Origin of the sequence: Micromonospora sp. U21, assembly GCF_018070045.1 — a bacterium.
GTDB lineage: Bacteria > Actinomycetota > Actinomycetes > Mycobacteriales > Micromonosporaceae > Micromonospora.
In genome coordinates this window covers 156,100-181,317 of the sequence record NZ_JAGPYK010000009.1, presented here as the reverse complement: position 1 = coordinate 181,317, position 25,218 = coordinate 156,100, and the positions used below count along the sequence as shown (strand labels likewise).

The window sequence follows — 25,218 nt, the reverse complement described above, 5'->3', positions numbered from 1 at the left end:
CCGACGCGGTAAACCCCCGCGCCGGCCAGATATTCCGGTCCGTCGGTTACGCCCTGGTCAGCGCGCGGCGAGCGGCTGTGCGGCCGGGGCGACCGGGGCCGGCAGCGCGCCGGGACCGCCGAGGTAGCCGTGGATGGCGGCGGCGGCCGCACGCCCCTCGGCGATGGCCCAGACGATCAGCGAGGCGCCCCGGTGCATGTCGCCGGCGACGAACACCCCGTCGGCGCCGGTCTGCCAGTCGTCCCGCGCGTCGACGGCGCCCCGGGGGTTACGGGTGACCCCGAACTGGGCCAGCAGCGGCTGCTGCTCGGTGCCCTCGAAGCCGATCGCCAGCAGCACCAGGTCCGCCGGCAGCTCCCGCTCCGAGCCGGGCACCGCGGTGACCACTCGTCGGCCGTCGCGCTTCTCCACGGTCACCTCGGCGATCCGCACCGCCCGCACCTGACCGGTGCCGTCGTCCACGAACTCCTGCACCGCCACCGCGAAGACCCGCTCGCCGCCCTCCTCGTGCGCCGGGTAGCTGCGCAGGACCCACGGCCAGGTCGGCCACGGGTCCCGCGCCTCGTCGCGCTCCTGCGGCGGCTGCGGGTACAGGTCGAGCTGGTGCACGCCGGCCGCGCCCTGCCGGTGCGCGACGCCGAGACAGTCGGCCGCGGTGTCACCACCGCCGATGATCACGACGTGCCTGCCGGCCGCGTCGATCGGGGTGCCGTCCGGAAGCACCGCGACGGACGGCCGGGCCTCGCCGGCGGCGACCACGCGGTTCGCGGCCACCAGATGTGCCATCGCCTGGTGTACGCCACGCAACGCCCGGCCCGGGGTCTCCGGGGTGTCCCGGCCCTGCAACGCGCCGCAGGCCAGCAACACCGCATCGTGCTCGGCGCGCAACTGCTCGGCGGTGACGTCGGCCCCGACGTTCACCCCGGTGCGGAAGCGCACCCCCTCGGCGGCGAGCTGGGCCAGCCGGGCGTCGATGTGCCGCTTCTCCAGCTTGAAGTCGGGGATGCCGTACCGGAGCAGGCCGCCGATCGCGTCGTCGCGCTCGTACACCGTCACCGCGTGACCGGCGCGGACCAACTGCTGGGCGGCGGCCAGGCCGGCCGGTCCGGAACCGACCACGGCGACCGACCGGCCGGACGGCGCCGGCACCGGGCGAGGCGCGAACCCGCGCGCCGCCGCGGCGTCGGCGATCTCCACCTCGACCTGCTTGATGGTCACCGGCTGACCGCCGGCGATGCTCAGTACGCAGGCCGCCTCACAGGGCGCCGGGCAGAGCCGGCCGGTGAACTCCGGGAAGTTGTTGGTGGCGTGCAGCGACTCCACGGCCGCGTCCCAGCTGCCCGTGCGGACCAGGTCGTTCCAGTCCGGGATCCGGTTGCCCAGCGGGCAGCCGTCGTGACAGAACGGGATGCCGCAGTCCATGCAGCGGGTGGCCTGCTCGCGGACCAGCGCCTCGCCGGCCGGCGGGTACACCTCACGCCAGTCGCTGATCCGCACCGGCACCGGGCGGCGGGCCGGCAGTCGCCGGTCGTAACGCAGGAAACCGTTCGGGTCAGGCACGAGCCACCTCCTGGGCTGCCACCCGCGGGGCGGGCGGCACCGGCGCGGCCGGCGCGCTGAGCGCGCTCATCACCGCGTCGTCGACGTCGCGGCCGGCGGCTTCGGCGGCCCTCATGATCTCCAGCACCCGTCGGTAGTCGCGGGGCACCACCGCGGTGAACTCCGCCACCGCCTCCGGCCAGCGCTTGAGCAGCTCCTCGGCGACCGCCGACCCGGTCTCGGCCACGTGCCGCTGGACCAGCTCGTGCAACAGCGCCTGCTCCTGCTCGCCCAGCGGCGCCAGGTCGACCAGCTCCGCGTTGACCCGGGCCCGGTCCAGGTGGTGCACGAACGCCGTGCCGCCGGACATCCCGGCGGCGAAGTTGCGGCCGGTCACGCCGAGCACCACCACCGTCCCACCGGTCATGTACTCGCAGCCGTGGTCGCCGACGCCCTCGACCACGGCGACCGCGCCGGAGTTGCGCACCGCGAAGCGCTCCCCCACCCGGCCGCGCAGGAACACCTCACCCGCGGTCGCCCCGTACAGGATGGTGTTGCCCGCGATGATCTGGTCCTCGGCGCGCGCGCCCGGTTCGGCGTCGGCGTCGAGGAACGGCGCGGCGGCGTCCGGACGGACGATGATCCGCCCGCCGGAGAGACCCTTGCCCACGTAGTCGTTGGCGTCGCCGTGCAGCCGCAGGGTCACCCCGCGCGGCAGGAACGCGCCGAACGACTGCCCGGCGGTGCCGTGCAGCACGAACTCGACGGTGTCGTCGGGCAGGCCGGCGCCGCCGAAGCGGCGGGTCACCTCGCCGCCGAGCATGGCGCCGATACTGCGGTGCTCGTTGCGCACCGCCACCTCGACCCGCACCGGCGCGCCGTCGGTCAGCGCCGGGCGCGCGAGCGCGATCAGCTCGTTGTCCAGCGCGTGCTCCAGGCCGTGGTCCTGGGCGCGTACCCCACGTCGGGCAGCGCCAGCCGGCAGTTCCGGCAGGTGCAGGACGGGAGCCAGGTCGAGCCCGTGCGCCTTCCAGTGCGTCACCGCCGGGGCCACGTCGAGCAGCTCGGACTGGCCGATCGCCTCTTCGATCGAGCGGAAGCCCAGCTCGGCCAGGTAGCCGCGGACCTCCTCGGCGAGGAACAGGAAGAAGTTCTCCACGAACTCCGGGGTGCCGGTGAACCGTTCCCGCAGCACCGGGTTCTGGGTGGCGATGCCGACCGGGCAGGTGTCCAGGTGGCAGACCCGCATCATCACGCAGCCGGCGACGATCAGCGGCGCGGTGGCGAAGCCGAACTCCTCCGCGCCGAGCAGCGCCGCGACCAGCACGTCCCGGCCGGTCTTGAGCTGGCCGTCGACCTGCACGGTGACCCGGTCGCGCAGCTTGTTGAGCAGCAGCGTCTGCTGCGCCTCGGCCAAACCCAGCTCCCAGGGGGTGCCGGCGTGCTTGAGCGAGTTCATCGGGGATGCCCCGGTGCCTCCGTCGTGGCCGGAGATCAGGATGACGTCCGCCTTGAGCTTGGCCACCCCCGCGGCGACGGTGCCGACGCCGACCTCGCTGACCAGCTTGACGTGCACCCGGGCGGCCGGGTTGACGCACTTCAGGTCGTGCACCAGCTGGGCGAGGTCCTCGATGGAGTAGATGTCGTGATGCGGCGGTGGGGAGATCAGACCGACACCCGGGGTGGCGTGCCGCGTCCGGGCGATCCACGGCCAGACCTTGTTGCCGGGCAACTGCCCGCCCTCGCCGGGCTTGGCGCCCTGGGCCATCTTGATCTGGAGGTCGTCGGCGTTGACCAGGTATTCACTCGTGACGCCGAACCGGCCGCTCGCGATCTGCTTCACCGCGGAGCGGCGGGCCGGGTCGTGCAGCCGCTCGACGTCCTCGCCGCCCTCGCCGGTGTTGGACTTGCCGCCCAGCCGGTTCATCGCGATGGCGAGCGTCTCGTGCGCCTCGGCGGAGATCGACCCGTACGACATGGCGCCCGTGGCGAACCGCTTGACGATCTCGGTGGCCGGCTCGACCTCCTCGATCGGCACCGCCGGACGGACGCCGGTGCGCAGGGTGAACAGCCCGCGCAGCGAACCGGCCCGCGCGGCGAGTTCGTCGACCTTGGCGGTGTACTGCCGGAAGATGTCGTACTGCCGGCTGCGGGTGGCGTGCTGGAGCAGGAAGACCGTCTCCGGGTTGAACAGGTGCAGCTCACCCTCGCGCCGCCACTGGTACTCGCCGCCGACCTCCAGCCGGTCCGAGGCCGGGGTACCCGCCGGCGGCCAGGCCAGCGCGTGCCGGGCGGCCACCTCGGCGTGGACGCCGGCCAGCCCCACCCCGCCGATCCGGCTGGGGGTGCCCCGGAAGTAGCGCTGGACCAGCCGGGTGTCCAGGCCGACCGCCTCGAAGACCTGCGCACCGCAGTACGAGGAGACCGTCGAGATGCCCATCTTCGACATGATCTTCAGAACGCCCTTGCCGAGCGCCTTGGCGTAGTTGCGCACCGCGGCGGCCGGTTCCACGCCGGCCAGCGCGCCGGTGGAGATCAGGTCCTCCACCGACTCGAAGGCCAGGTACGGGTTGACCGCCGCAGCGCCGTACCCGATCAGCACCGCCGCGTGGTGCACCTCCCGGCAGTCGCCGGACTCCACGATCAGCGCCGCCTGGGTGCGGGTCTGCTCGCGCACCAGATGCTGGTGCACGGCGGCGGTGAGCAGCAGCGACGGGATCGGCGCCAGGTCGGCGTTGGAGTCCCGGTCGGAGAGCACCAGGATGCGCACGCCGTCCTCGATCGCCTCGGAGACGTGCCGGCAGATCTCGGTCAGCCGCGCCTTGATCCCGGCGGCGCCCTCCCGGACGCGGTACAGCCCGGAGACCCGGACCGCCTTGAAGCCGGGCAGGTCGCCGTCCTCGTCAATGGAGAGGATCTTCGCCAGCTCGTCGTTGTCGATCACCGGGTGCGGCAGCACGATCTGCCGGCAGCTCGCCGCGCCCGGGTCGAGCAGGTTGCCCTCCGGCCCGATCGTCGACGCCAGGCTGGTCACCAACTCCTCCCGGATGGCGTCCAGCGGAGGGTTGGTGACCTGGGCGAAGAGCTGGTGGAAGTAGTCGTAGAGCAGCCGCGGCCGGGTGGACAGCGGTGAGATCGGGGTGTCCGTGCCCATCGAGCCGAGCGGCTCGGCGCCGGTGCGGGCCATCGGCGCGAGCAGGATCTTCAGCTCCTCCTGCGTGTACCCGAAGGTCTGCTGGCGGCGGCGGACCGAGTCGTGCGTGTACACCGTGTGCTCGCGCGCGGGCAGGTCGTCCAGCTCGATCAGCCCGGCGTGCAGCCACTCGCCGTACGGCTGCGCGGCGGCCAGCTCAGACTTGATCTCCTCGTCGTGCACGATCCGGCCGGCGACGGTGTCGACCAGGAACATCTTCCCGGGCTGGAGCCGCCCCTTGGCGACCACCCGGGCCGGGTCGAGGTCGAGCACGCCCGCCTCGGAGCCGAGCACCACCAGCCCGTCGTCCGTACGCCACCAGCGCCCCGGGCGCAGCCCGTTGCGGTCCAGCACCGCGCCGACGATCTCGCCGTCGGTGAAGGCCACCGACGCCGGCCCGTCCCACGGCTCCATGAGGCTGGCGTGGAAGCGGTAGAAGGCGCGCTTGTCCGGCTGCATGCCGGGGTCGTTCTCCCACGCCTCGGGGATCATCATGAGCACCGCGTGCGGCAGGCTCCGCCCGGCCAGGTGCAGCAGCTCCAGGACCTCGTCGAAGTTCGCCGAGTCGGAGGCGCCGGGGGTGCAGACCGGGAAGACCCGCCGGATGTTGCCCGGCAGGTTCGGCGAACGCAGCAGCGCCTCACGGGCCTGCATCCAGTTGCGGTTGCCACGGATCGTGTTGATCTCGCCGTTGTGCGCGATGAACCGGTACGGGTGCGCCAGCGGCCAGGACGGGAACGTGTTGGTGGAGAACCGGGAGTGCACCAGCGCGATCGCGCTGTCCACCCGCTCGTCGCGCAGGTCCGGGTAGAACGCCGGCAACTGGTCGGGGGTGAACATCCCCTTGTAGACCATGGTCCGGCTGGACAGCGACGGGAAATACGCCGGCACGCCCCGCTCGGCGGTCTCCCGCTCGGCCTGCTTGCGCAGGCAGAACGCCACCCGGTCCAGTTCGATGCCGCGCAGCGCGGAACCGGCCGGCCCGGCGGGCGAGTCGGTGAGCCGGCGCGCGGCCAGGAAGAGCTGCCGGACCCGGGGCATCGCCGCCAGCGCGGTCTCGCCCAGCCCGGTCGGGTCGATCGGCACGTCCCGCCAGCCGAGCAGGTCGGCCCCCTCGACGAGCGCGTACTTCTCGACCACCCGGCGGGCGCGAGCCTCTGCGGCGTCGTTGTCGGGGAGGAAGACCAGGCCGGTGGCGTACTCGCCGGACGGTGGCAGCGCGACGTCGGCCACCGCGCGCAGGAACGCGTCCGGGACCTGGATCATGATGCCCGCGCCGTCGCCGGTGTTCGGCTCCGCGCCCCGGGCACCCCGATGGTCCAGCCGACAGAGCGCGCCGAGCCCGTTGGCGACCACCGCGTGCGAACGCCGGCCGTGCAGGTCCGCCACGAAGGCCACTCCGCAGGCGTCGTGCTCCAGCGCCGGGTCGTACAGGCCCTGGGCGGACGGGCGGGGGCCAGGCGTCGGGGACGCCTGCGGGCTGTGCGGGTACGGAAAGGCCACCGGGCCTCCTGTCGTCACTCAGGTTGGAGCATGGTGGGGACGACGTCGGCCCGTGGGTCTATTGAGTCTACGTTAGGGCGGGGCGCGCAAGGCCACTCAAGATTGATCACACCGTCCAGACTCTGGGACGTGTAGTCTCGCGCGGTGGATCCGCTGCACAAGGACATCTTCGACCGGTTGGAACGCTTCTACGACGCGGTGCCCCGCGACGTTGCCGGTGCGGAGGAGCATGGCGGGCTGGTGTTGTTCGTCCGCGATGGTGCCGGCTGGCCGTTCTACGCCCGGCCCCGGCTCGACGCGACCGAGCCGCCGTCGCTGGCCGACATCACCTCGGCCCGCGAACGGCAGCGGGCGCTGGGCCTGCCGGAGGCCTTCGAGTGGGTGCACGAGACGACCCCGGAGCTGCTGGCGGTGGCCCGCTCGGCGGGGCTGAACGTGCTGGAGGCGCCGCTGATGGTGCTCGACCCGGCCGCCCTGCCCGACCCGGCGACGCTGTCCGACGTACCGGTGCGGGTGCTGGCGGCGGACTCGCCGGGCTTCGCCGCCGACGTGGCCGCCCGGCGGGCGGTGGCGGCGGTGTCGTTCGCCGCCGCCGGCACCGCGCGCGGCGACGCTGGCCCGGCCGAGCGGGACGCCGTGGTCACCGAGCTGGAGTTGGCCGCGCTGGACGAGGAACGGACCAGGGTCGCCGACGGCCGGCGGATCTCCGCGCTGGCCGGTACGCCGGCCGAGGGCGCGCTGGCCAGCGGCATGGCGATGCGGGTGGACGACGTCGCCGAGATCGCCGGGGTGGCCACGCTGCCGGCCGCCCGGCGGCGCGGGCTGGGCGCCGCGCTGACCGCCACCATCGCCAAGGAGCTGCTCGCCGCGGGCACCGACCTGGTCTTCCTCTCCGCGGGCAGCGACGAGATCGCCCGGGTCTACCTGCGGGTCGGCTTCCGTCGCATCGGCACCGCCTGCATCGCCGAGCCCGCCGCGCTCATCCCCTGACGGCTCCCCCGGCCACCGCCCGAGGTCGACCCGCCCCTGCGGATCAGGCGGGTGGACGCCACTGGGCGGCGGAGGCGGCGGCGCTGGAGAGCAGCCGCGAGTTGATCGTGCCGAGTGCGGCGTCCCGGGCGCGCAGCGCCAGCCGGCCCCGGGTCTGGAGCACCGCCGACATCCGCCGGGTCTGCCGCACCACGGTCGCCGCCCGGGGACGGCGCACCCGGTCGTACGCCTGCACGGCGTCGGGCAGTCGTGCCTCGCGCAGCAGGGAGGCGAGCGTGGCGGCGTCCTCGAAGGCGAGGCAGGCGCCCTGGCCGAGATGCGGCGGCATGGCGTGCGCCGCGTCGCCGAGCAGCACCACCCCGCCCGGCCCGACCGGGAATCCGTACGCACGGGGCAGCGGGCGCAGCTCGCGGACCTCCTGCTGGACCAGGTCCGTCGGGTCGGTGGCGTCGAGCAGCGCGCCGATCGGCTCAGGCCAGCCGGCGTACCAGCGGCGCAGCAGGGCGAGCTGGGTCTCCGGCGGCTCCGGGCGGGGCGCGCCGGCGGCGGTCGCCACCCAGTAGATGCCGCCCCGGGTGGAGCCGCCCGAGGAGCCGCGCTCGCCCAGCGAGGCGGCCACGAACCGGTAGCCCGCGCCGAGAACCTCACCGGCGAGCGGCTGGCCGGTGGGCAGCCGGGGCGCCCGGTACCAGGGAATGACCGCCCGCCAGGCGGCGCAGCCGGAGCTGACCACCCCGGATTCGGGGGCGAGTTGGCGGCGGATGCCGCTGTCCGTGCCGTCGGCGGCGATCACCAGGTCGGCCTCGATGATGGTCCGTCCGTCGCCGACCGCCGGGCGCGCGCCCGCCTCGACCCGGACGTGGCGCACGGTCACCCCGGTGCGGAGCTCGACCCGGTCGCCGAGCCCGGCGATCAAGGCGTCGTGCAGGTCTTCGCGGTGCACCACCACCGGCATCCGGTCAGCCGGGATGGGCCGGGGCTGCACGAGCCAGTGCCCGTCCGGGCGGCGGACCCCGCCGTCGGGCAACGGCGTGGCGATCGCGGCCAGGCCGGCGCCGAGGCCGAGGGCCTGCAACGCGCGGACACCGTTGGGCCAGAGCACCACGGCGGTCGGCTCGGGGCGGACCCGCTCGGCGCGTTCCAGCAGGGTGACCTGCCAGCCGGAGCGGGCCAGCGCGCCGGAGACCGCGAGGCCACCGACCCCGGCGCCGACCACCACCGCGCTTCGCATCGGTGCCGCCCCCGCTCAGCTGTCCCGGTCGGCGGGGCGCGCGCCTGCGGCGTCGGCCCGGTCGTCGCGGGGTTCCGGCGTACCGTCCCCCGCCTGGTCGTCGGCCGACGACTCATCACCGGGCACCGCCCCGTCGAGGGGTTCAGCGCCGACGGGCCGATCGTCGTCCTCGGTGGCTGGCTCGGGCGGCACCACACCGCTGTCCTGCCAGGCCTGGTACTGCTCCTCGCTGACCACCCGGTAACCCTCCGGCGCCGAGGCGCGCGCAGGGGTCTCCCGCTCGGAGAGGTCGACCTGGGACAGGTCGGACGTGGTGGGCGGGGTCGGCGTCGCCGCCGCGCCGAGCGGGATCAGGTACTCCCGGGGACCGCGGACCCGCACGAAGTAGATCAACGCGCCGAGGAAGACCAGGGCGGCGGTCCACACGTTGAGCCGGACACCGAGGATCTGGTTCGCCTCGTCGGTGCGCATCAGCTCGATCCAGAACCGGCCCGCGGTGTAACCCATCACGTACAGCGCGAACGCCCGGCCCCGGCCCAGCTTCAGCCGCCGGTCGAGGACGAGCACCAGAGCGACCACGCCGAGGTTCCACAGCGCCTCGTAGAGGAAGGTCGGCTGGTACAGGCCCGGTTCGAGGATCGGTTGGCCGGCGTCGTCGCGCAGCGCGTGCCCCGGGTTGTCCGGGTCCATCCGGTGGATCTCCAGGCCCCACGGCAGGGTGGTCTGCGCGCCGAACAGCTCGTTGTTGAACCAGTTGCCCACACGGCCGACCGCCTGGGCGAGTGGCAGCCCGGGGGCCAGCGCGTCGGCCACCACGCTGAATGGGATGCCGAGTTGCCGGGCCGCGATCCAGGCACCGATGGCGCCACCGGCGACCGCCCCCCAGATGCCGAGACCGCCCTCCCAGATGGCGAACGCCTTCATCGGGTCACCGCCGGCGCCGAAGTACTTCTCGGGGGAGGTGATCACGTGGTAGATCCGGGCGCCGATGATGCCGGTGGGCACCGCCCAGACGGCGATGTCGAGCACCGCGCCGGGCGCAACGCCGCCCTGGCGCAGGCGACGCTCGGTCACCCAGCAGGCCAGCACGATGCCGAGGATGATGCACAGTGCGTACGCCCGGATCGGCACCGGCCCGAGCTGCCAGACCGCGGTGCTGGGACTGGGCAGGGCCGCCTGGGGGGACAGCGAGGCGAGGGTCACGGGTGCACACGCTACCGCTGTGCACCCCCGAAGCGGCACCCCGGGCCGCTGCGCGCGCTTCCCGGTGACTTCTGGTTTGCACCGCCGTACGCTCTTTGTCCATGAGCGCGCTCACCTGGGCGGTCGCCGCGGTCGTCACTGACGACGCGGGCCGGGTGCTGCTCTGCCGGCAGGGCCGGGGCGAACGCCGGTACGCGCTGCCCGGTGGGCGGCTGCGCCCGGCGGAGAGCCCGGTTCGGGCGGCCCTGCGGGACATTCGCGCGGAGACCGGCTGGGAGATCGAGCTGGTCGACCTGGTGGGCGTCTACCACCTGACCAGCCCCTCGGCGAGCACGCCGGCCGGTCGCGCCGGGCCGCTGCCGGACGTCCTGGTGCACGTGTTCCGGGCCCGCGCGGCCGAGGTCCGACCGGTCGCCGACCCGCCGCCGGGTTGCCGACTGTCCTGGCACGCCCCTGCCGCGCTGCCTGAGGCGGTCACCCCACTCACCCGGGCCGCCGTCACCGACGCGGCCGCCGGCCGCTCCGGCGTGCTGCGCGACGCCCGGTGGGCGCCGGGCACCGTCGACCTCCCAGCATGGCCGGTAGCTGGTCACGCCGACGGGGACGGCCAGCGGGAAACTGGCCACGACGGGCAGCCGGCGCCCGGCCGCGGTGGCCAGTCAGAGCCCGGCCACGACGGGCGGCCGGGTGTGGGGCAGCCACCGGAGCAACGTGGCGAAGCGACGACGGACCCGTCACTCCGGCCCTGACCGCGCCGGAACCGCCTGGGGGGCGCCCTCTGGAACCGGCGGGCCTCGCAACCGGCGGGCGGCAGCCCCTGGAACCGGCGGGCATTGGAACCGGCACGCCCTGCAACGGCGGGTGGCGGCCCCCGGAACCGGTGGGCAGCCGTCTGGCAGGCGACCCCCTGGAACCGGCGGGCTTCGCAACCGGCGGGCGGCGGATCCGGGACCAGCAGGCCGGCCGGGTGGGCCGGGGGCCAAATGACGCAGCCTCGCGGGAGTAAACCGCCCGGCGAGCATTACCGGCCCGGCGAGCATCATCGGCGGGGCGGATCGGCCGGCGGGCATCACCGGTCCGGCAGGTCCGCCGGCGGGCATCGGCCGCCGGGCAGGCATCACTCGATTGAGCGTTATACCTGTGAGTCATAAATATGACTCACAGGTATAACGCTCAAAGTAGAAGGACGCCCGGCGCAGCTCCACGCCGAATCGCCGAACCACACGCGCAGCGCGATAACCGGCCGCCCGCCGGTGGAGCGGTGGACAGGTGGACCGGGCGACCGCCGGACCGCCGGACCGGGCGACCGCCGGACCGTCGGACCAGGCGATCCGGCCAGACCCGGGCAGCCACGGGGGCGCAGTGGCCGTGGCGGCTGCCCGGCCAGGGGGTGTGCGACCCGGCCAGAGATCAGCAGCCGATCGTGCCAGCAGTCAGCGGGTGGGCGTGCGGACGCCCTCGGCGAGTTCGGCGCTCAGGGTGCGAAGGGCGGTCAACCCGTCGGCCTCGGAGGGCGCGTCGAGCAGGCAGCGGACCAGCGCGCTGCCGACGATGACCCCGTCGGCGTACCCGGCGACGGTGCCGGCCTGCGCGCCGGTGCCCACGCCCAGACCGACACCGACCGGCAGGTCGGTGACCGGGCGAACCCGGGAGACGAGCGTCGGGGCGGCGTCGGAGGTACGCGCCCGGGCCCCGGTCACGCCCATCACAGCGGTGGCGTAGACAAAGCCCCGGCAGTGCCCCACGGTCATCGCCAGCCGAGCGTCGGTGGACGACGGCGAGACCAGGAAGGTGCGGTCCAACCCGTGTGCGTCCGAGGCGGCCAGCCACTCTCCCGCCTCGTCGGGGATGAGGTCCGGGGTGATCAGGCCGGTCCCGCCGGCAGCGGCGAGATCGCGGGCGAACGCGTCCACGCCGTAGCGCTCGATCGGGTTCCAGTAGGTCATCGTGACCACCGGAGCGCCGGTTGCCGCGACCGCCTCGACGATGCGCAGCGTGTCCGCGGTGCGTACCCCGCCGGCCAGCGCGATGTCACTGGCCTTCTGGATGACCGGCCCGTCCATCACCGGGTCGGAGTACGGGATCTCCACCTCGATGACGTCGACGCCGGCCTCGACCATCGCGGTCATCGCCGCGATGCTGCCCTCGACGGACGGAAACCCGGCCGGCATGCAGCCGACCAGCAGCGCCCGCCCATCGGCTCGCGCCTTGTCGAAGGCCACACCGATCCGGCTCATCTCACCGCTCCTTGTCGAGGATGCCGAAGTAGTCGCCGGCGGTGTGCACGTCCTTGTCGCCCCGCCCGGAGAGGTTGACCACGATGGTGGGCTCCCGGCCCAGCTCGGCGGCGAGCTTCGGGGCCAGCGCGACGGTGCCGGCGAGGGCGTGTGCGCTCTCGATCGCCGGGATGATCCCCTCGGTGCGGCAGAGCAGCTCGAACGCGGCCATCGCCTCGTCGTCCGTGACCGGCTGGTAGCTGGCCCGGCCGGTGTCGTGCAACCAGGCGTGCTCGGGCCCGACGCCCGGGTAGTCCAGCCCGGCGGAGATCGAGTGCGACTCCAGCGTCTGCCCGTCGGCGTCCTGCAACACGTACGTGCGGGTGCCGTGCAGCACGCCGGCCGAGCCGCCGGTGATGCTGGCCGCGTGGCGACCGGTGGCCACGCCGTCGCCACCGGCCTCGAAGCCGTACAGCCGCACGTCCGGGTCGCCCACGAAGGCGTGGAAGATGCCCAGGGCGTTGGAGCCGCCGCCGACGCAGGCGGTGACCGCGTCCGGCAGCGCACCGGTGAGGTCCAGGCACTGCTGGCGGGCCTCGTCGCCGATGCCGCGGACGAAGTCACGGACCATCGCCGGGAACGGGTGCGGCCCGGCGGCGGTGCCGATCAGGTAGTGCGTCTCGTCGACGTTGGCCACCCAGTCGCGCATCGCCTCGTTCATCGCGTCCTTGAGGGTGCGCGAGCCGGTGGTGACCGGGACGACGGTGGCGCCGAGCATCCGCATCCGGGCCACGTTGAGCGCCTGCCGCTCGGTGTCGACCTGGCCCATGTAGACCACGCACTCCAGGTCGAAGAGGGCGGCGGCGGTCGCGGTGGCCACGCCGTGCTGGCCCGCGCCGGTCTCCGCGATCACCCGGGTCTTGCCCATCCGCTTGGTGAGCAGCGCCTGGCCGAGCACGTTGCGCACCTTGTGCGCCCCGGTGTGGTTGAGGTCCTCGCGCTTGAGCAGCACCCGCGCGCCGACCTTCGCGGAGAATCGCCGGGCCTCGTAGAGCAGCGACGGGGTACCGGCGTAGTCGCGCAGCAGCGCGCCGAACTCGGCCCGGAAGGACTCGTCCGCCATTGCCGTGCGCCACGCCCCGTCGAGCTCGTCCAGCGCGGCCACCAGGGCCTCGGGCACGAATCGACCGCCGAAGCGGCCGAAGTGGCCGGCGGAGTCGGGCTGCGTACCGGCCACCGGGGCCAGCGCGTCGGCGCTCATCGGAAATCCTCTCGGTGGGGCGTCGGACCGGCGCGAGGTCAGCGCACCGGCCGGGGCGTCGCCGGGTGGTTACCGGCGTTGACCAGCTCGGCCACCGCCTCCCGGGGGCTCTTCTGCGTGACCAGGCCCTCGCCGACGAGGACCGCGTCGGCCCCCGCGGAGGCGTACCGGATCAGGTCGTGCGGGCCGCGGACGCCAGATTCGGCGATCTTGACGACGCTGCTGGGCAGACCGGGCGCGATCCGCTCGAACACCGACCGGTCAACCTCCAGGGTACGCAGGTCACGGGCGTTGACCCCGATCACCTGCGCGCCGGCCTCCATGGCCCGGTCGGCCTCCTCCTCGTCGTGCACCTCGACCAGCGCCGTCATGCCCAGCGACTCGATCCGCTCCAGCAGGCCCATCAGCACGTTCTGCTCGAGCGCGGCGACGATCAGCAGGACCAGGTCGGCGCCGTGCGCACGCGCCTCGTGCACCTGGTAGCTGGAAACCACGAAGTCCTTGCGCAGCACCGGAACGGTGACCGCGGCCCGGACGGCCGCCAGGTCGTCCAGCGAACCGCCGAACCAGCGCCCCTCGGTGAGCACGCTGATCGCCCGCGCCCCGCCGGAGGCGTAGTCGACGGCGAGGTCGGCCGGATCGGCGATCTCGGCCAGGCGGCCCTTGGACGGCGAGGAGCGCTTGACCTCGGCGATCACCGCGACGCCGGGCTTGCGCAGCGCCGCGTACGCGTCCAGCGGCGGCGGCGCCGCCACTGCCAGTTCACGGATCCGCTCCAGCGGAACCTGTTCCTGGCGCCGGGCGACGTCCTCGCGTACGCCAGCCAGGATCTCGTCGAGCACGCTTACGGACGCCGCCTGAACGGCTTCGGCCCCCTCCGCGTGCGCATGCTCATCAGTCACCGTCGGACTCCCCTCTCCGGGTGTCATGGGCCGATGCTAGGGGCAGCCGACCGGAGCCGGGAGCCGGGGGTATGGCGCTGCTCACGAAAAGGGCTGCGGCATAATGGCCGACTTGCCGTGAACGGGATGTCACTCAGTGCCACCTCCGGCATCGCCAGCGTCGTACGACGAGAGCCTGGCGGCCCGATCGCGCCGGGCCGATCCACCGATCATGCCACCCGGCGCACGATGGCAGTGAAACTTGTCGATGCTGTGAGCAAGCTCAAGGCCGAACGGCCGGTGCCTGGTCGCGGCCGGGGCGGGACAGTTGACCGGGCGGTCACCCCGGCGAAACGTCAGCCGGCCAGCATCGTCCTCGGGCAGACTCGATGGCGCGCCTGCCCGACCGTCGCCAACTCCTCGTGCGAGGTGACCATGAGCATTTCCGAGCCGACCCCCAGCATCGGGCTGACCACCCTCTCGCGGACGGTGGCGTCTCTCGCCGTGGGGGTGGTGCACACACTCGAGCGGGCCGTGGTCGGCGAGGGGCGGATGCGGACCGCGCGCGGCAACGCCTGGGAGGCGGTCTGCGCCGACCGGGCCCGCGCCGACCAGCGCGCCGAACTGGACCGCCTGGTGGCCGAGTTGACGGCCGCCCGCGCCGCCGCCCGCCGCCAGCAGCGGGAGCGTCAACCGGTCGGCTGACCACCCGCCGGCCGCAGCGGCCGGCGGGTCGGCCGGTGGTCGGGTCAGCCGGTCGTCGGGTCCTCGCCCCGGTCCAGCGCGTCCCACGCCTCGGTGGTCCGCCGCCCGGCCATCGGTCCGGCCGGTCCGGCCTCCGGCGGTGCGCTCGGCGGGCTGGTCAGCGCCGGCCGCTCGTACCGGGCGCCCATCGCCGGCCAGCCGCCGCCACGCAGCGCGGTCCACCCGCCGCCCGCCGCGGCCAGCAGGCCGCCGAGCAGGCAGAGCGCCGGCCACTGCCGGCTCACCACCCCGTCGATATCGGTGACCAGCCCGTACCCGCCGCCGGCCGCCACGGCCAGACCGAGCAGGCCGAGCAGAACGCCCAGCAGCCGCCGCAGCCGGCCGCGGGTGGCCAGCACCGCGCCGCCGCCAGCCAGCGTGACCAGGGCCAGCGCCGGCAGCCACGGCAGCAGGGCGGCACCGCTGCGCGCGTCGCGCACCGGCGGCAGCGGCGCCGGGCGCACGGTCAGCTCGACCGACCAGCTCCGGGTCGACGCCCACAGCGCCAGGCCCGCGCCGGCGAGACAGAGCAGCACGGCGTACGTCAGCCGACGCCGGCCCGCCGCGGGCCGGTCGGGTGGTTGCGTCGGGCCGGTCACCGGGCCGGCCGCAACGTCTCGGCGGCCGCGATCGCGGCCAGCACGGCGGCGGCCTTGTTGCGGGTCTCCTGATCCTCGGCGGCCGGGTCCGAGTCGGCGACCACCCCCGCGCCGGCCTGCACGTAGGCGCGGCCGTCACGGATCAGCGCGGTCCGGATGGCGATCGCCATGTCCAGGTCGCCGCCGAAGCCGAAGTAGCCGACCGTGCCGCCGTAGAGGCCGCGGCGGACCGGCTCCAGTTCCTCGATGATCTCCATGGCCCGCACCTTCGGCGCACCGGAGAGTGTGCCGGCCGGGAACGTCGCGGCGAGCGCGTCGAACGCGGTGCGATCGTCACGCAGCGTGCCGGTCACGGTGGAGACGATGTGCATCACGTGGCTGTACCGCTCGATGGTGGCGAACTCGGGCACCTCCACGCTGCCCGGCTGGCAGACCCGGCCCAGGTCGTTGCGGCCCAGGTCGACCAGCATCACGTGCTCGGCCCGTTCCTTCGGGTCGGCGAGCAGCTCGGCGGCGAGCCCGGCGTCGGCGGCCGGTGTGCCCCCGCGCGGCCGGGTGCCGGCGATCGGGTGCAGCAGGGCCCGGCGACGCCCGTCCGCACCGCCGGAGACCTTCAGGTGCGCCTCCGGGGACGAGCCGACGATGTCGAACCCGTCGAAGCGCAGCAGGTACATGTACGGGCTGGGGTTGCTGGTGCGCAGCACCCGGTACACGTCCAGCGGGTCGGCGTGCGTCGACCGCTCGAAGCGCTGGGAGAGGACGATCTGGAAGCACTCGCCGGCCCGGATCGCCTCCTTGGCCGCCTCCACCGCCTTCGGGTAACCCCCGTCGGGCGTACGGCAGAGCACCTCACCGGCCGGCGGACGCTCGACGGTGGAGATCATCGGCGGGATGGGCCGGGACAGCGCGGTCGTCATCGCGTCCAGCCGGCCCACCGCGTGGTGGTACGCGGCGGCGACCTGCGCGGCGCGGTCCGGGGCGTCCAGCGGCGGCAGCACCGCGTTGGCGACCAGGAGGGCCGAACCGTCGTAGTGGTCGAGCACCACCAGGTCGGTGGCGAGCATCATGCCCAGCTCCGGCACGCCCAGGTCGTCCTCGGTCAGCTGGGGCAGCCGCTCGAAGCGACGGACGAGGTCGTAGCCGAGGTAGCCGACCATGCCCCCTGTCAGCGGCGGCAGCCCGCTGGACGGGTCCCCGGTCGGGCCGGCCAGCGCCGCGACGGTCTCCCGCAGCACCCGCACCGGGTCGCCGTCGGTGGGCAGCCCGGCCGGCGGTTGGCCGAGCCAGGTCGCCACGCCGTCCCGCTCGACCAGCGTGGCGCTGCTGCGTACCCCGATGAACGAGTACCGCGACCAGGCCATGCCGGCCGAGCCGACGCCCTGCTCGGCTGACTCGAGCAGGAACGTGCCGGGCCCCCCGGCCAGCTTGCGGTAGACCCCGACCGGGGTCTCCGCGTCGGCCAGCAGCCGCCGGGTGACCGGTACGACCCGCCAGTGGGCGGCCAGCTCGGTGAAGGTGGCCAGGTCGGGGCTCACCGCGCCGTCGGTCATGGGCGGGCCTCCGGGCCGGTGACGGGCAGCTCGGTGAAGAAGCACGTCCGGTGACCGGTGTGGCAGGCGGCACCGACCTGGTCGACGCTGACCAGCAGCGCGTCCCCGTCGCAGTCCAGTGCGACCGAGCGGACGTACTGGTGGTGCCCGGAGGTGGCGCCCTTGACCCAGTATTCGCGCCGGCTGCGCGACCAGTAGGTGGCCCGGCCGGTGGTGAGGGTGCGGTGCAGCGCCTCGTCGTCCATCCAGGCGACCATCAGCACCTCGCCGCTGTCGTGCGCGCGGACCACGACGGCGACCAGGCCGTCGGCGGTGCGGCGTAGGCGGGCCGCGATGGCCGGGTCGAGCTGGGACGGGCGGGCCGGCGCGGGCGCCGTCGGGCCGGTCGGATCGCTGGGGACGCCGGTCACCGGCGCGTCAGGTACGGGCACAGTGACCCATTGTCCCGCACGCGGCGCGGGTACCGGCGACGGCTCCCGCCGGGGCCGCGGCGGGTGGTCGGCGGGCCGGGCCAGCTGAGCGACGTAGCGGTCGAGCCGGCCGTCTACCAGGGCGTCCGCCAGGTCGCCGCCGGCCGCTTCGGCGATCTCCTCGGCGTACGGGCGGATCAGCGGCAGCGTTCCGGCGACCAGCCGCACGGCGCCCGCCCAGAGCTGCCCGGTGGAGCCCGGGCGCAGCCCGAGGCAGAGCAGCATGTCCTCCCGGTAGCGGGGCGGGGCGACCGGCAGCTCCAGGGCCGCCGCGAAGGCCGCCCGGCGGGAGAACACCCGCACCGACGGGTTGGCCGGGCGCAGCACCGACGGGCAGAGCCGCGCCAGGTCGGCCACCGCCAGCCGTACGCCGAGGCGGTCGTCGGCGGCCCGGGCGGCGGCGGCCTTACCCAGCGTGGCGATCAGCTCCTCCAGCCGGGGCGGTTCGGCGGGCTGGCAGAGCACCGGCAGGTCGATGCGGGGCCGCCAGTGCGGGTCGGCCCAGAGCAGCCGCGCCGGTGCGGTGACCGGCAGCCCGAAGGCCCAGTCGGCCGGCTCGCCGAGCCGGTGCACCCAGGAGCGGACGTCCCGGGCGGCCACCGAGACGTGGGTGAGGCGGCCGGCGGACTCGGCCAGGTACGCCCGGCGTGCCTGGTACGGGGCGCCACCGACCAGCACGTCGAGGTCGACGTCGCTGTGGGTGGTGGCGGCCTGCCGGGCGTGACTGCCGCGCAGCAGGATGCCGACGACGGGTCGCTCGGCCGCCTGCCGCAACCGCGCGGCCCAGTCTTCGAGAAACCCGCTGTCCGGTAACGGAGCGTGACCCACGGCGCCATCGTGCCGTACGCCCCATCGGTGCGCAATGCCCGTTGGCGGACCTGGTGTCCGGTCCGGAGGGTACTGCCCGTTCTCATGATCGGCGTAGCGACGGGCGGAGATCGAGCGTTGCGCAGGGGTCGGTATCTCATCTAGCGTTAAGTTCAACACATGATGAGTTTCCCCGGAGGTGCGTGATGGACGACGCGATAGCGGTCCACGACCTGCTCGTGGACCGGGGCGGGCGGCGGGTGCTGGACGGCATCAGCTGCACCGTCCCGCGCGGTGCCGTGACCGGGCTGCTCGGCCCCAGCGGCAGCGGCAAGACGACGTTCATGCGCGCGGTCGTCGGGGTGCAGGTGGTCACCGGCGGGACGGTCACCGTGCTGGGCCTGCCGGCCGGCTCCCCCGCGCTGCGGCACCAGGTGGGCTATCTGACCCAGGCGCCGAGCGTCTACGCCGACCTGACCGTGCGGGAGAACGCCCGGTACTTCGCGGCCCTGCACGGGCGGGGTCGCGCCGAGGCCGACCAGGCGATCAGCGACGTCGGGCTGGCCCGGGCGGCCGGTCAGCTGGTCGGCACCCTGTCCGGCGGCCAGCGCAGCCGGGCATCGCTGGCCTGCGCCCTCGTCGGTGAGCCGGAGCTGGTCATCCTCGACGAGCCGACCGTCGGTCAGGACCCGGTGCTGCGGGCCGACCTGTGGGCCCGGTTCCACGCGATGGCCGCCGCCGGCACCACCCTGCTGGTGTCCAGCCACGTGATGGACGAGGCGGCCCGCTGCGACCGCCTGCTGCTGATCCGGGAGGGACGGCTGATCGCGGATGACAGCCCGGCCGCGATCCGCGCCGCCGCTGGCGTGGACGACCTCGACGAGGCGTTCCTGCGGCTGATCCGGGCCGGCGAGTCGGGCCCCACCGCTGCGACGGCCGGACGGGAGGCATCGTGAGCGCGAGGAGTGAGCCGGGCCTGCGAGCCCCGCGTTCACGAACTGGAGACATGTCATGAACCCGCGGATCCTGGCGGCCACCACGGGCCGCATCCTGCGCCAGCTCCGGCACGACCGGCGCACCATCGCGCTGCTCGTGGTGGTGCCGTCCGCCCTGCTCACCCTGGTCTACTTCATGTACGCCGACCAGCCGACCCCGCCCGGCCAGCCGTCGGCGTTCGACCGGATCGCGCTGGTGATGCTCGGCATCTTCCCGTTCGTGATCATGTTCCTGGTGACCAGCATCGCCATGCTCCGCGAGCGCACGTCCGGCACCCTGGAGCGGCTGCTCACCACTCCGCTGGGCAAGCTCGACCTGCTCTTCGGCTACGGCATCGCCTTCGGGCTGGCCGCCGCCGTGCAGGCCGCGGTCGCCGCCGGTGTGGCGTACTGGATCTTCGACCTGGACACCGCCGGCAGCAGCGGGCTGGTGATCGGGATCGCCGTGATCGACGCGGTGCTCGGCGTCGCCCTCGGGCTGTTCTGCAGCGCCTTCGCCCGCACCGAGTTCCAGGCAGTACAGTTCCTGCCGGTCGTGGTGGTCCCCCAGCTGCTGCTCTGCGGGCTGTTCGTGGCCCGCGACCAGATGGCCGGCTGGCTCCAGGCGCTGAGCGACGCCTTCCCGCTGTCGTACGCCATCGAGGCGTTGCAGGAGGTCGGCGCCAACGCCGAGCCGACCGGCACGATGTGGCGGGACGTGGTGGTGGTGCTCGGTGCGGTGGTGCTGGCTCTGGTGCTCGCGGCGGCCACCCTGCGCCGGCGGAGCGGCTGACCGGCGGGCGAACGAAGGGCGGCGATGGCGCGGCGGACCGGCCGGCGACCCGGCAACCAGGGCACCCGGGAGGCGATCCTCGACGCGGCACGGGCGGCGTTCGCCGAGCGTGGCTTCGACGCGGCCTCGATCCGCGCCATCGCCGGCACCGCCGGGGTGGACCCGGCGCTGGTGCACCACTACTTCGGCAGCAAGGACCAGCTCTTCCTGGCCGCGATGAACTTTCCCGTCGACCCGGGGGAGGTGGTGCCGAGGGTGCTCGCGGGCGGTCAGGACGGGATCGGCGAGCGGCTGGTCCGCACCTTCCTCGGCGTCTGGGACTCGCCGGTCGGCAGCGCCGGGGTGGCCCTGCTGCGCTCTGCGGTGAGCAACGAGTGGACGGCGCGGTTGCTGCGCGAGTTCATCACCACGCAGGTGCTGCGCCGGGTGCTCGACCAGCTCGATGTCGACCCTGCCGAGCTGCCGCTGCGCGGCTCGCTGGTCGCCACCCAGCTGATCGGGTTGGGCATGATGCGGCACGTGATCCGACTGGAGCCGGTGGCGTCCGCCGACCCGGAGACGCTGGTCGCGGCCATCGGCCCGACCGTGCAGCGGTACCTGACCGGGTCGCTGCCGGCGTAGCGCCCGCACCCGCCGGGGGCCGGCGAGCGGTCAGCCCGGCGGACGGGCCTCGGCACGGCGGCGCAGCGGCGGAAGCAGCCGGACCAGGTCGTCCGGGTCGGCCACCGGGCACGGGAAGGCGAGCCGGACCCGCCGCCGGGCGCCGGGACGGCCGAGGGCGACCACCAGCCCGTAGCGGTCGATGCGCACCACCCGCGGCGGCCCGTCCGGGGTCTGCTCGGTCAACCCGAGCTGCCGACGCAGGTACTCGGTCACCTGGCCGGCGTCGCGCTCCGTGAGGTCGGCCAGCAGCCGCGCCTCGACCGGATGCACCGGGTCCGGCTCTGCCTCGGCGTACTCCCCCGGGTCGATCCGCTGCACGGCGCCGGCCCGCTCCCAGCGGACCTCGACCACCTCGAAGCGGAACAGCCGGAACCGGACGCCCAGGTCGAGCAGATCGCCGGTCGGCTCCACCACGGCGAAGTCGACCGCCGCGCGGCGGGCCTCGGCGCCGTGCAGCTCGGCGGCCCATCCGGAGACCCAGGCCCGCCCGAGCCCCGGGGCGCCGGCCGCGGGTGGCAGGTCGAGCACGTCGAGCACCACCGCGACGTCGGCGCCCCCGGCGGCCGGCCGCAGTGCGGCGGCCAGGTGGCTGGCCACCGGGACCAGCAGCAGCACCCGACCGTCCGGGTCGGTCACGTGCCGGGCGTGGTGCGGGCCCGGCCGGTGGGCCAGGTGGACGAGACCGGGCAGCCGGCCGGCGACGAGGGTACGAACGATCTCGGCGGGGCTGGGCCGCATGGCGCGACCTCCTTCAGAGGTTAGGCTTACCTAACTCGGAGCGTAGAGCACTCGGCCGGCGGCGTCCAGCCATCCCGGTGCAGGTGGACGCCGGTCCGTTACCGGGTCTGCTCCAGCCAGGAGGCGTAGAGCAGACCGTAGGTCGAGTCGGCGTCGCGGACCAGCTCGTCGTGCGGGCCACGCTGCACGATCCGCCCCCGATCGACCACGATCACCTCGTCGGCGGCCTGCGCCGTGGAGAGCCGGTGCGCGATGGCCAGGGTGGTGCGACCTCGGGTGACCGCGTCCAGGGTGCGTTGCAGGCGCACCTCGGTCGCCGGGTCCACCGCGCTGGTCGCCTCGTCCAGCACCAGCAGGTCCGGGTCGGCCACGTACGCCCGCGCCAGCGCGACCAGCTGCCGCTCCCCGACGCTGAGCGCCTCACCGCGCTCGCCGACCGGAGTGTCCAGGCCGGCCGGCAGGCCGTCCAGCCAGTCCGCCAGGCCCAGCTCGGTGAAGGCGGCGCTGAGCTGCTCGTCGGTCAGCTCCGGCCGGGCGAACCGGACGTTGTCCCCCACCGTCGCGTCGAAGAGGAACCCGTCCTGCGGGACCATCACCACACGGGAGCGCAGCGAGTCGAACCGGACCTCCGCCAGCGGCACCCCGGACAGCAGCACGGCACCCTCCGACGGATCCATCAACCGGGTGAGCAGCTTCGCGAAGGTGGTCTTGCCGCTGCCGGTCTCGCCGACCACCGCCACCCGGCTCTTCGCCGGGATCTCCAGGTCGATGTCGTGCAGCACCGGAGGGCCGGCCGGATAGGCGAACCGCACCCCGGCGAACCGGATGTCCAGTGGCCCGCCCGGCAGCTCCCGCCCCTGCTCCCCCGGGTCGGCCACGTCGGGGGCGACGTCCAGCACGTCGAGCACCCGGCGCCAGCCCGCGATCGCGTTCTGCGCCTCGTTGAGCACCTCGGTGGCGATCTGCACCGGCTGGATGAAGAGCGTCACCAGGAAGAGGAACGCGGTCAGCTGGCCGATCGACAGCGTGCCGTCCACCCCCAGCGTCACCCCGAGCACCACCACGCCGGCCAGCGCCACCCCGGCGGCCAGCTCGCCGACCGAGCTGCCCACGATGCTGATCCGGATCGCCCGCTGCTGCGCCAGGCGCTGGCTGTCGATGGCCTCGTCCAGCCGCCGCGCGGTGCGCCCCGCGATCCCGTACGCCCGGATCACCGGCGCGCCCACCACGCTCTCACCGATCGCGCCGAGCAGCGTGCCGGTGCGCTGACGCACCGTCGCGTACGCCGCGCCGAGGCGACGTTGCAGCTGCCGGATGATGAACACCGCCGGCAGGAACGCCACCAGCACCACCAGGGTCAACTGCCAGGAGTACGCGAGCATGACGATCGTGGTGACCACCAGCTGGCCGAGGTTGACCAGCAGGATCACCCCACCCCACTGGAGGAACTGGGTGATCTGGTCGACGTCGCTGGTCACCCGGGAGACCAGCGACCCGCGCCGCTCCGACTGCTGGTGCAGCATCGACAGGTCGTGCACGTGCCGGAACGCCCTCGTCCGCACGTTGGCCAGCGCCGTCTCGCTGACGGTGAACAACCGGCGCATCATCAGGTAGCCGCAGAGCGTGGTGACCATGAGGATCGCGGCGGTGATCACCACCACCGACCAGACCACGTTCAGGTTCAGACCACCGACGATGCCGCGGTCGATGCCCTGCTGCACGGCGACCGGCACGGCGACCCGGCCGACCATGTAGACCAGCGCCAGGGCCAGGGTGCCCGCCAGCCCGGTCCGCAGCTCCGGCGAGAGCGACAACCCCCGCCGCAGGGTCTGCCAGGTCGTCTCGGCCCGCTCGTCCCGCTCATCCGTCTTCGCGCTCACCGGTCCACCTCGATTTCCAGGCCCGAGGGCAGCGGCGCGACCTCGTCCTCGTACGGACGCTCCTGCGCGCGCTCGACCTCCGCCTGCTCGTAGGCGGTGACCAGGTCGACGTAGCCGGGCACGGTGGCCAACAGCTCGGTGTGCGTGCCCCGGGCGATCACCCGCCCCTGCTCCACGTAGATGACCTCGTCGGCCAGCGCGATGGTGGCCCGGCGGTACGCCACGACCAGGATCGACGCGGCCGGCACCCCCGGCTCACCCGCCGACGAGCGCAGACCGGCCAGGATGGCCGCCTCCACCCGGGGGTCCACCGCGCTCGTCGCGTCGTCGAGCACCAGCAGGCGCGGCCGGCCGGCCAGCGCGCGGGCCAGGGTGAGCCGCTGCCGCTGCCCGCCGGAGAGCGAGGTGCCCCGCTCGCCGACCATCGTGTCCAGACCGTCGGGCAGCGCCGCGACGAACCCGTCCGCCTCGGCCAGCCGCAGCGCCGCCCAGACGTCCTCGTCGTCGATGCCCGGCCGGTCGAGGGCGATGTTGGCGCGAACCGTGTCGTCGAAGACGAACGGCACCTGGGCGACTAGGGCGACCGTGCCGGCCAGCGACGCGGCAGTCAGCTCGCGCGTGTCCAGCCCGTCCAGCCGGACGATGCCGGTGTCCGGGTCGACCAGGCGCACCGCCAGCGAGGCGATGGTGGACTTCCCGGCGCCGGTCGGCCCCACCAGGGCCACCGTCCGCCCGGCGGGCACCGTGAAGCCGACCTCACCGAGCACCTGCGCGCCGGGCTCGTGCGCCTCGGCCGGCGGGTAGGAGAAGTGCACGTCGGTGAAGGTGAGGGTGGCCGGGCCCGCGGTGGCCGGGTCGAGCACCCGCCGCCCGTACGGCATCTCGCCGGTGGCGTCGAGCACCCGGCGGACCCGGTCCCAGCCGGCGACGCTGCGCGGCAGTTCGGCCAGCACCCAGCCGATGGCCCGCACCGGAAAGGCCAGCACGGTGAAGAGGAACGCCACGCTGACCAGTTCGGTGACGCTGATCGCGCCCTGGCGCAGCCGGAACGCCCCGACGACCAGCACCGCCAGGGTGCCGAGGCTGGGCAGCGTCTCCAGCAGCGGATCGAAGACGCCGCGCAGCCGACCGACCGCGATCAGCGCGTCGCGCAGCTCGCCGGCCCGGCCGGCGAACCGGGCGGTCTCCTGCGCCTCACGGCCCATCGTCTTGACCACCATGGCGCCGTCGAAGCTCTCGTGGGCGATCCCGCTGACCTCGGCGCGCAGCCGCTGCGCCCGGGCCTGCCGGGGCGCCATGCGGCGGGAGTAGACCACGTTGAGCGCGAACAGCGCGGGAAAGACCGCGAGGCCGACCAGGGCCAGCGCCCAGTCGGTGGCGAACAGCGAGACGATCGCGCCGACCAGCATCACCAGGGTGCCGACCGCGAAGGGCAGCGGCGCGATCGGGTACCACGCCGCCTCGACGTCCGAGTTGGCGTTGGAGAGCAGGGTGCCGGTGGCGTTGCGGTGGTGCCAGGACAGCGGCAGGTCCAGGTAGCGGCGGGTGACCCGGCGGCGGTAGGCGGCCTGGAGGCGGTACTGCATGTAGCCGGCACCGAGCCGGCGGCCGAAGATGCCCACCACCCGCAGCACGCTGATGCCGAACAGGGCGATCGCGGCCAGCGCCAGGCTGCCGGTGGCCACCTCGCCCCGCGCGATGGCCGGCACCACCACGTCGCCGACGACCCCGCCGACCACGTACGCGCTGACGATGACCATCGAGCCGAACAGCACGCTGCCGACCACCGCCACCGCGAAGATCCGTGGCTGCTCCCGGATCGCCTGCCGGAGGACCCCCAGCCCCCGGCCGAGCACATCCCGACTTGTCTTGCTCGCCACGCTCTCCCCCGCCGTAAGCCACAAGTATCTCCCTCATCCTTACCGGTCCGGACCACCCCCGCCGACCCGGACCGCATATGTCGACCATCACGTACCGGAGGGC

19 protein-coding genes and 1 pseudogene are annotated in these 25,218 nt (G+C 74.2%); 6 read left to right on the top strand and 14 right to left on the bottom strand.

All coding sequences use genetic code 11. From position 1 onward, the window contains the following. Positions 1–57: 57 nt before the first annotated feature. The gene (locus tag KBX63_RS15100) at positions 58–1,560 is read right to left on the bottom strand and encodes a glutamate synthase subunit beta (protein WP_210911707.1); all 1,503 of its coding nucleotides are present in this window, start codon (positions 1,558–1,560) and stop codon (positions 58–60) included. Then, positions 1,553–6,235, bottom strand: coding sequence for a glutamate synthase large subunit (gene gltB / locus KBX63_RS15095; RefSeq protein WP_210911705.1), 4,683 nt, complete (start codon positions 6,233–6,235; stop codon positions 1,553–1,555). The genes KBX63_RS15100 and gltB overlap by 8 nt, the downstream gene beginning before the upstream one ends. A gap of 153 nt (positions 6,236–6,388) precedes the next feature. Between gltB and KBX63_RS15090 the strand changes: the two genes are divergently transcribed. After that, positions 6,389–7,225, top strand: coding sequence for a GNAT family N-acetyltransferase (locus KBX63_RS15090; RefSeq protein ID WP_210911905.1), 837 nt, complete (start codon positions 6,389–6,391; stop codon positions 7,223–7,225). Positions 7,226–7,268: 43 nt separating this feature from the next. Here KBX63_RS15090 and KBX63_RS15085 read toward each other — a convergent pair whose 3' ends face one another. Beyond that, the gene (locus KBX63_RS15085) at positions 7,269–8,456 is read right to left on the bottom strand and encodes an NAD(P)/FAD-dependent oxidoreductase (protein ID WP_210911703.1); all 1,188 of its coding nucleotides are present in this window, start codon (positions 8,454–8,456) and stop codon (positions 7,269–7,271) included. Positions 8,457–8,471: 15 nt separating this feature from the next. Beyond that, complete coding sequence (gene lgt, locus KBX63_RS15080; protein WP_210911701.1) at positions 8,472–9,659, bottom strand: prolipoprotein diacylglyceryl transferase; 1,188 nt, start codon at positions 9,657–9,659, stop codon at positions 8,472–8,474. A gap of 101 nt (positions 9,660–9,760) precedes the next feature. Between lgt and KBX63_RS15075 the strand changes: the two genes are divergently transcribed. Continuing rightward, complete coding sequence (locus KBX63_RS15075) at positions 9,761–10,408, top strand: NUDIX hydrolase (RefSeq protein WP_210911700.1); 648 nt, start codon at positions 9,761–9,763, stop codon at positions 10,406–10,408. Between the two features lie 684 nt (positions 10,409–11,092). On the opposite strand, the gene trpA is transcribed toward KBX63_RS15075, so the two are convergent. From trpA to trpC, 3 genes are read right to left on the bottom strand one after another with little or no spacing between them, the layout of a single operon-like run. Beyond that, complete coding sequence (gene trpA, locus KBX63_RS15070; protein WP_210911699.1) at positions 11,093–11,896, bottom strand: tryptophan synthase subunit alpha; 804 nt, start codon at positions 11,894–11,896, stop codon at positions 11,093–11,095. Position 11,897: 1 nt separating this feature from the next. Then, positions 11,898–13,136, bottom strand: a complete 1,239-nt coding sequence (gene trpB, locus KBX63_RS15065; RefSeq protein WP_074312951.1) for a tryptophan synthase subunit beta — start codon at positions 13,134–13,136, stop codon at positions 11,898–11,900. A gap of 38 nt (positions 13,137–13,174) precedes the next feature. Next, a complete protein-coding gene (gene trpC / locus KBX63_RS15060; RefSeq protein WP_210911904.1) occupies positions 13,175–13,978 on the bottom strand; it encodes an indole-3-glycerol phosphate synthase TrpC in 804 nt (267 codons plus the stop codon). A gap of 474 nt (positions 13,979–14,452) precedes the next feature. On the opposite strand from trpC, the gene KBX63_RS15055 reads away from it, so the two are divergent. Next, the gene (locus KBX63_RS15055; protein ID WP_210911902.1) at positions 14,453–14,722 is read left to right on the top strand and encodes a hypothetical protein; all 270 of its coding nucleotides are present in this window, start codon (positions 14,453–14,455) and stop codon (positions 14,720–14,722) included. Positions 14,723–14,766: 44 nt separating this feature from the next. Here KBX63_RS15055 and KBX63_RS15050 read toward each other — a convergent pair whose 3' ends face one another. The 4 genes and pseudogenes from KBX63_RS15050 to KBX63_RS36420 form a co-directional block, all read right to left on the bottom strand. After that, the gene (locus tag KBX63_RS15050; RefSeq protein WP_210911698.1) at positions 14,767–15,360 is read right to left on the bottom strand and encodes a Trp biosynthesis-associated membrane protein; all 594 of its coding nucleotides are present in this window, start codon (positions 15,358–15,360) and stop codon (positions 14,767–14,769) included. Continuing rightward, the gene (locus tag KBX63_RS15045; protein WP_210911696.1) at positions 15,357–16,910 is read right to left on the bottom strand and encodes an anthranilate synthase component I; all 1,554 of its coding nucleotides are present in this window, start codon (positions 16,908–16,910) and stop codon (positions 15,357–15,359) included. The genes KBX63_RS15050 and KBX63_RS15045 overlap by 4 nt, the downstream gene beginning before the upstream one ends. Then, positions 16,907–17,341: a phosphoribosyl-AMP cyclohydrolase gene (gene hisI, locus KBX63_RS35205; protein ID WP_307871726.1), complete on the bottom strand. Its 435-nt coding sequence runs from the start codon at positions 17,339–17,341 to the stop codon at positions 16,907–16,909. The genes KBX63_RS15045 and hisI overlap by 4 nt, the downstream gene beginning before the upstream one ends. A gap of 180 nt (positions 17,342–17,521) precedes the next feature. Beyond that, positions 17,522–17,845 (bottom strand): annotated as a pseudogene (locus KBX63_RS36420) (phosphoribosyl-AMP cyclohydrolase); the annotation flags it as partial. A 548-nt stretch (positions 17,846–18,393) separates the two neighbouring features. Between KBX63_RS36420 and KBX63_RS15035 the strand changes: the two are divergent. Genes KBX63_RS15035 through KBX63_RS15025 form a run of 3 tightly spaced genes read left to right on the top strand, consistent with a single transcriptional unit; the run spans position 18,394 to position 20,575 of the window. After that, the gene (locus KBX63_RS15035) at positions 18,394–19,143 is read left to right on the top strand and encodes an ABC transporter ATP-binding protein (protein WP_210911687.1); all 750 of its coding nucleotides are present in this window, start codon (positions 18,394–18,396) and stop codon (positions 19,141–19,143) included. 55 nt (positions 19,144–19,198) lie between these two features. Further along, entirely contained in the window at positions 19,199–19,954 is a 756-nt protein-coding gene (locus tag KBX63_RS15030; RefSeq protein ID WP_121655987.1) for an ABC transporter permease, read from the top strand. Between the two features lie 24 nt (positions 19,955–19,978). Beyond that, positions 19,979–20,575 (top strand): TetR family transcriptional regulator, encoded by a 597-nt coding sequence (locus KBX63_RS15025; RefSeq protein ID WP_210911685.1) that lies wholly within the window; start codon positions 19,979–19,981, stop codon positions 20,573–20,575. Between the two features lie 30 nt (positions 20,576–20,605). On the opposite strand, the gene KBX63_RS15020 is transcribed toward KBX63_RS15025, so the two are convergent. The 3 genes from KBX63_RS15020 to KBX63_RS15010 all read right to left on the bottom strand — a co-directional run bounded on the left by KBX63_RS15020 (position 20,606) and on the right by KBX63_RS15010 (position 25,115). Next, positions 20,606–21,355 carry a DUF2470 domain-containing protein gene (locus tag KBX63_RS15020; protein ID WP_210911683.1) on the bottom strand — a complete coding sequence of 250 codons (750 nt, stop codon included), beginning with the start codon at positions 21,353–21,355 and terminating at the stop codon, positions 20,606–20,608. Positions 21,356–21,453: 98 nt separating this feature from the next. Next, positions 21,454–23,235 (bottom strand): ABC transporter ATP-binding protein, encoded by a 1,782-nt coding sequence (locus KBX63_RS15015; RefSeq protein ID WP_210911682.1) that lies wholly within the window; start codon positions 23,233–23,235, stop codon positions 21,454–21,456. Further along, positions 23,232–25,115: an ABC transporter ATP-binding protein gene (locus KBX63_RS15010; protein WP_210911680.1), complete on the bottom strand. Its 1,884-nt coding sequence runs from the start codon at positions 25,113–25,115 to the stop codon at positions 23,232–23,234. Before KBX63_RS15010 ends, KBX63_RS15015 begins: the two co-directional genes overlap by 4 nt. Positions 25,116–25,218 lie beyond the last annotated feature (103 nt).

What these genes read in the sequence shown, in the direction of transcription:
- trpA (WP_210911699.1), bottom strand. Translation starts at nt 11,896, where the DNA reads ATGAGCCGGATCGGTGTGGCCTTCGACAAGGCGCGAGCCGATGGGCGG.
- KBX63_RS15085 (WP_210911703.1), bottom strand. Translation starts at nt 8,456, where the DNA reads ATGCGAAGCGCGGTGGTGGTCGGCGCCGGGGTCGGTGGCCTCGCGGTC.
- KBX63_RS15045 (WP_210911696.1), bottom strand. Translation starts at nt 16,910, where the DNA reads ATGACCGACGGCGCGGTGAGCCCCGACCTGGCCACCTTCACCGAGCTG.
- trpB (WP_074312951.1), bottom strand. Translation starts at nt 13,136, where the DNA reads ATGAGCGCCGACGCGCTGGCCCCGGTGGCCGGTACGCAGCCCGACTCC.
- KBX63_RS15075 (WP_210911700.1), top strand. Translation starts at nt 9,761, where the DNA reads ATGAGCGCGCTCACCTGGGCGGTCGCCGCGGTCGTCACTGACGACGCG.
- KBX63_RS15025 (WP_210911685.1), top strand. Translation starts at nt 19,979, where the DNA reads ATGGCGCGGCGGACCGGCCGGCGACCCGGCAACCAGGGCACCCGGGAG.
- KBX63_RS15030 (WP_121655987.1), top strand. Translation starts at nt 19,199, where the DNA reads ATGAACCCGCGGATCCTGGCGGCCACCACGGGCCGCATCCTGCGCCAG.
- KBX63_RS15055 (WP_210911902.1), top strand. Translation starts at nt 14,453, where the DNA reads ATGAGCATTTCCGAGCCGACCCCCAGCATCGGGCTGACCACCCTCTCG.
- KBX63_RS15035 (WP_210911687.1), top strand. Translation starts at nt 18,394, where the DNA reads ATGGACGACGCGATAGCGGTCCACGACCTGCTCGTGGACCGGGGCGGG.
- KBX63_RS15020 (WP_210911683.1), bottom strand. Translation starts at nt 21,355, where the DNA reads ATGCGGCCCAGCCCCGCCGAGATCGTTCGTACCCTCGTCGCCGGCCGG.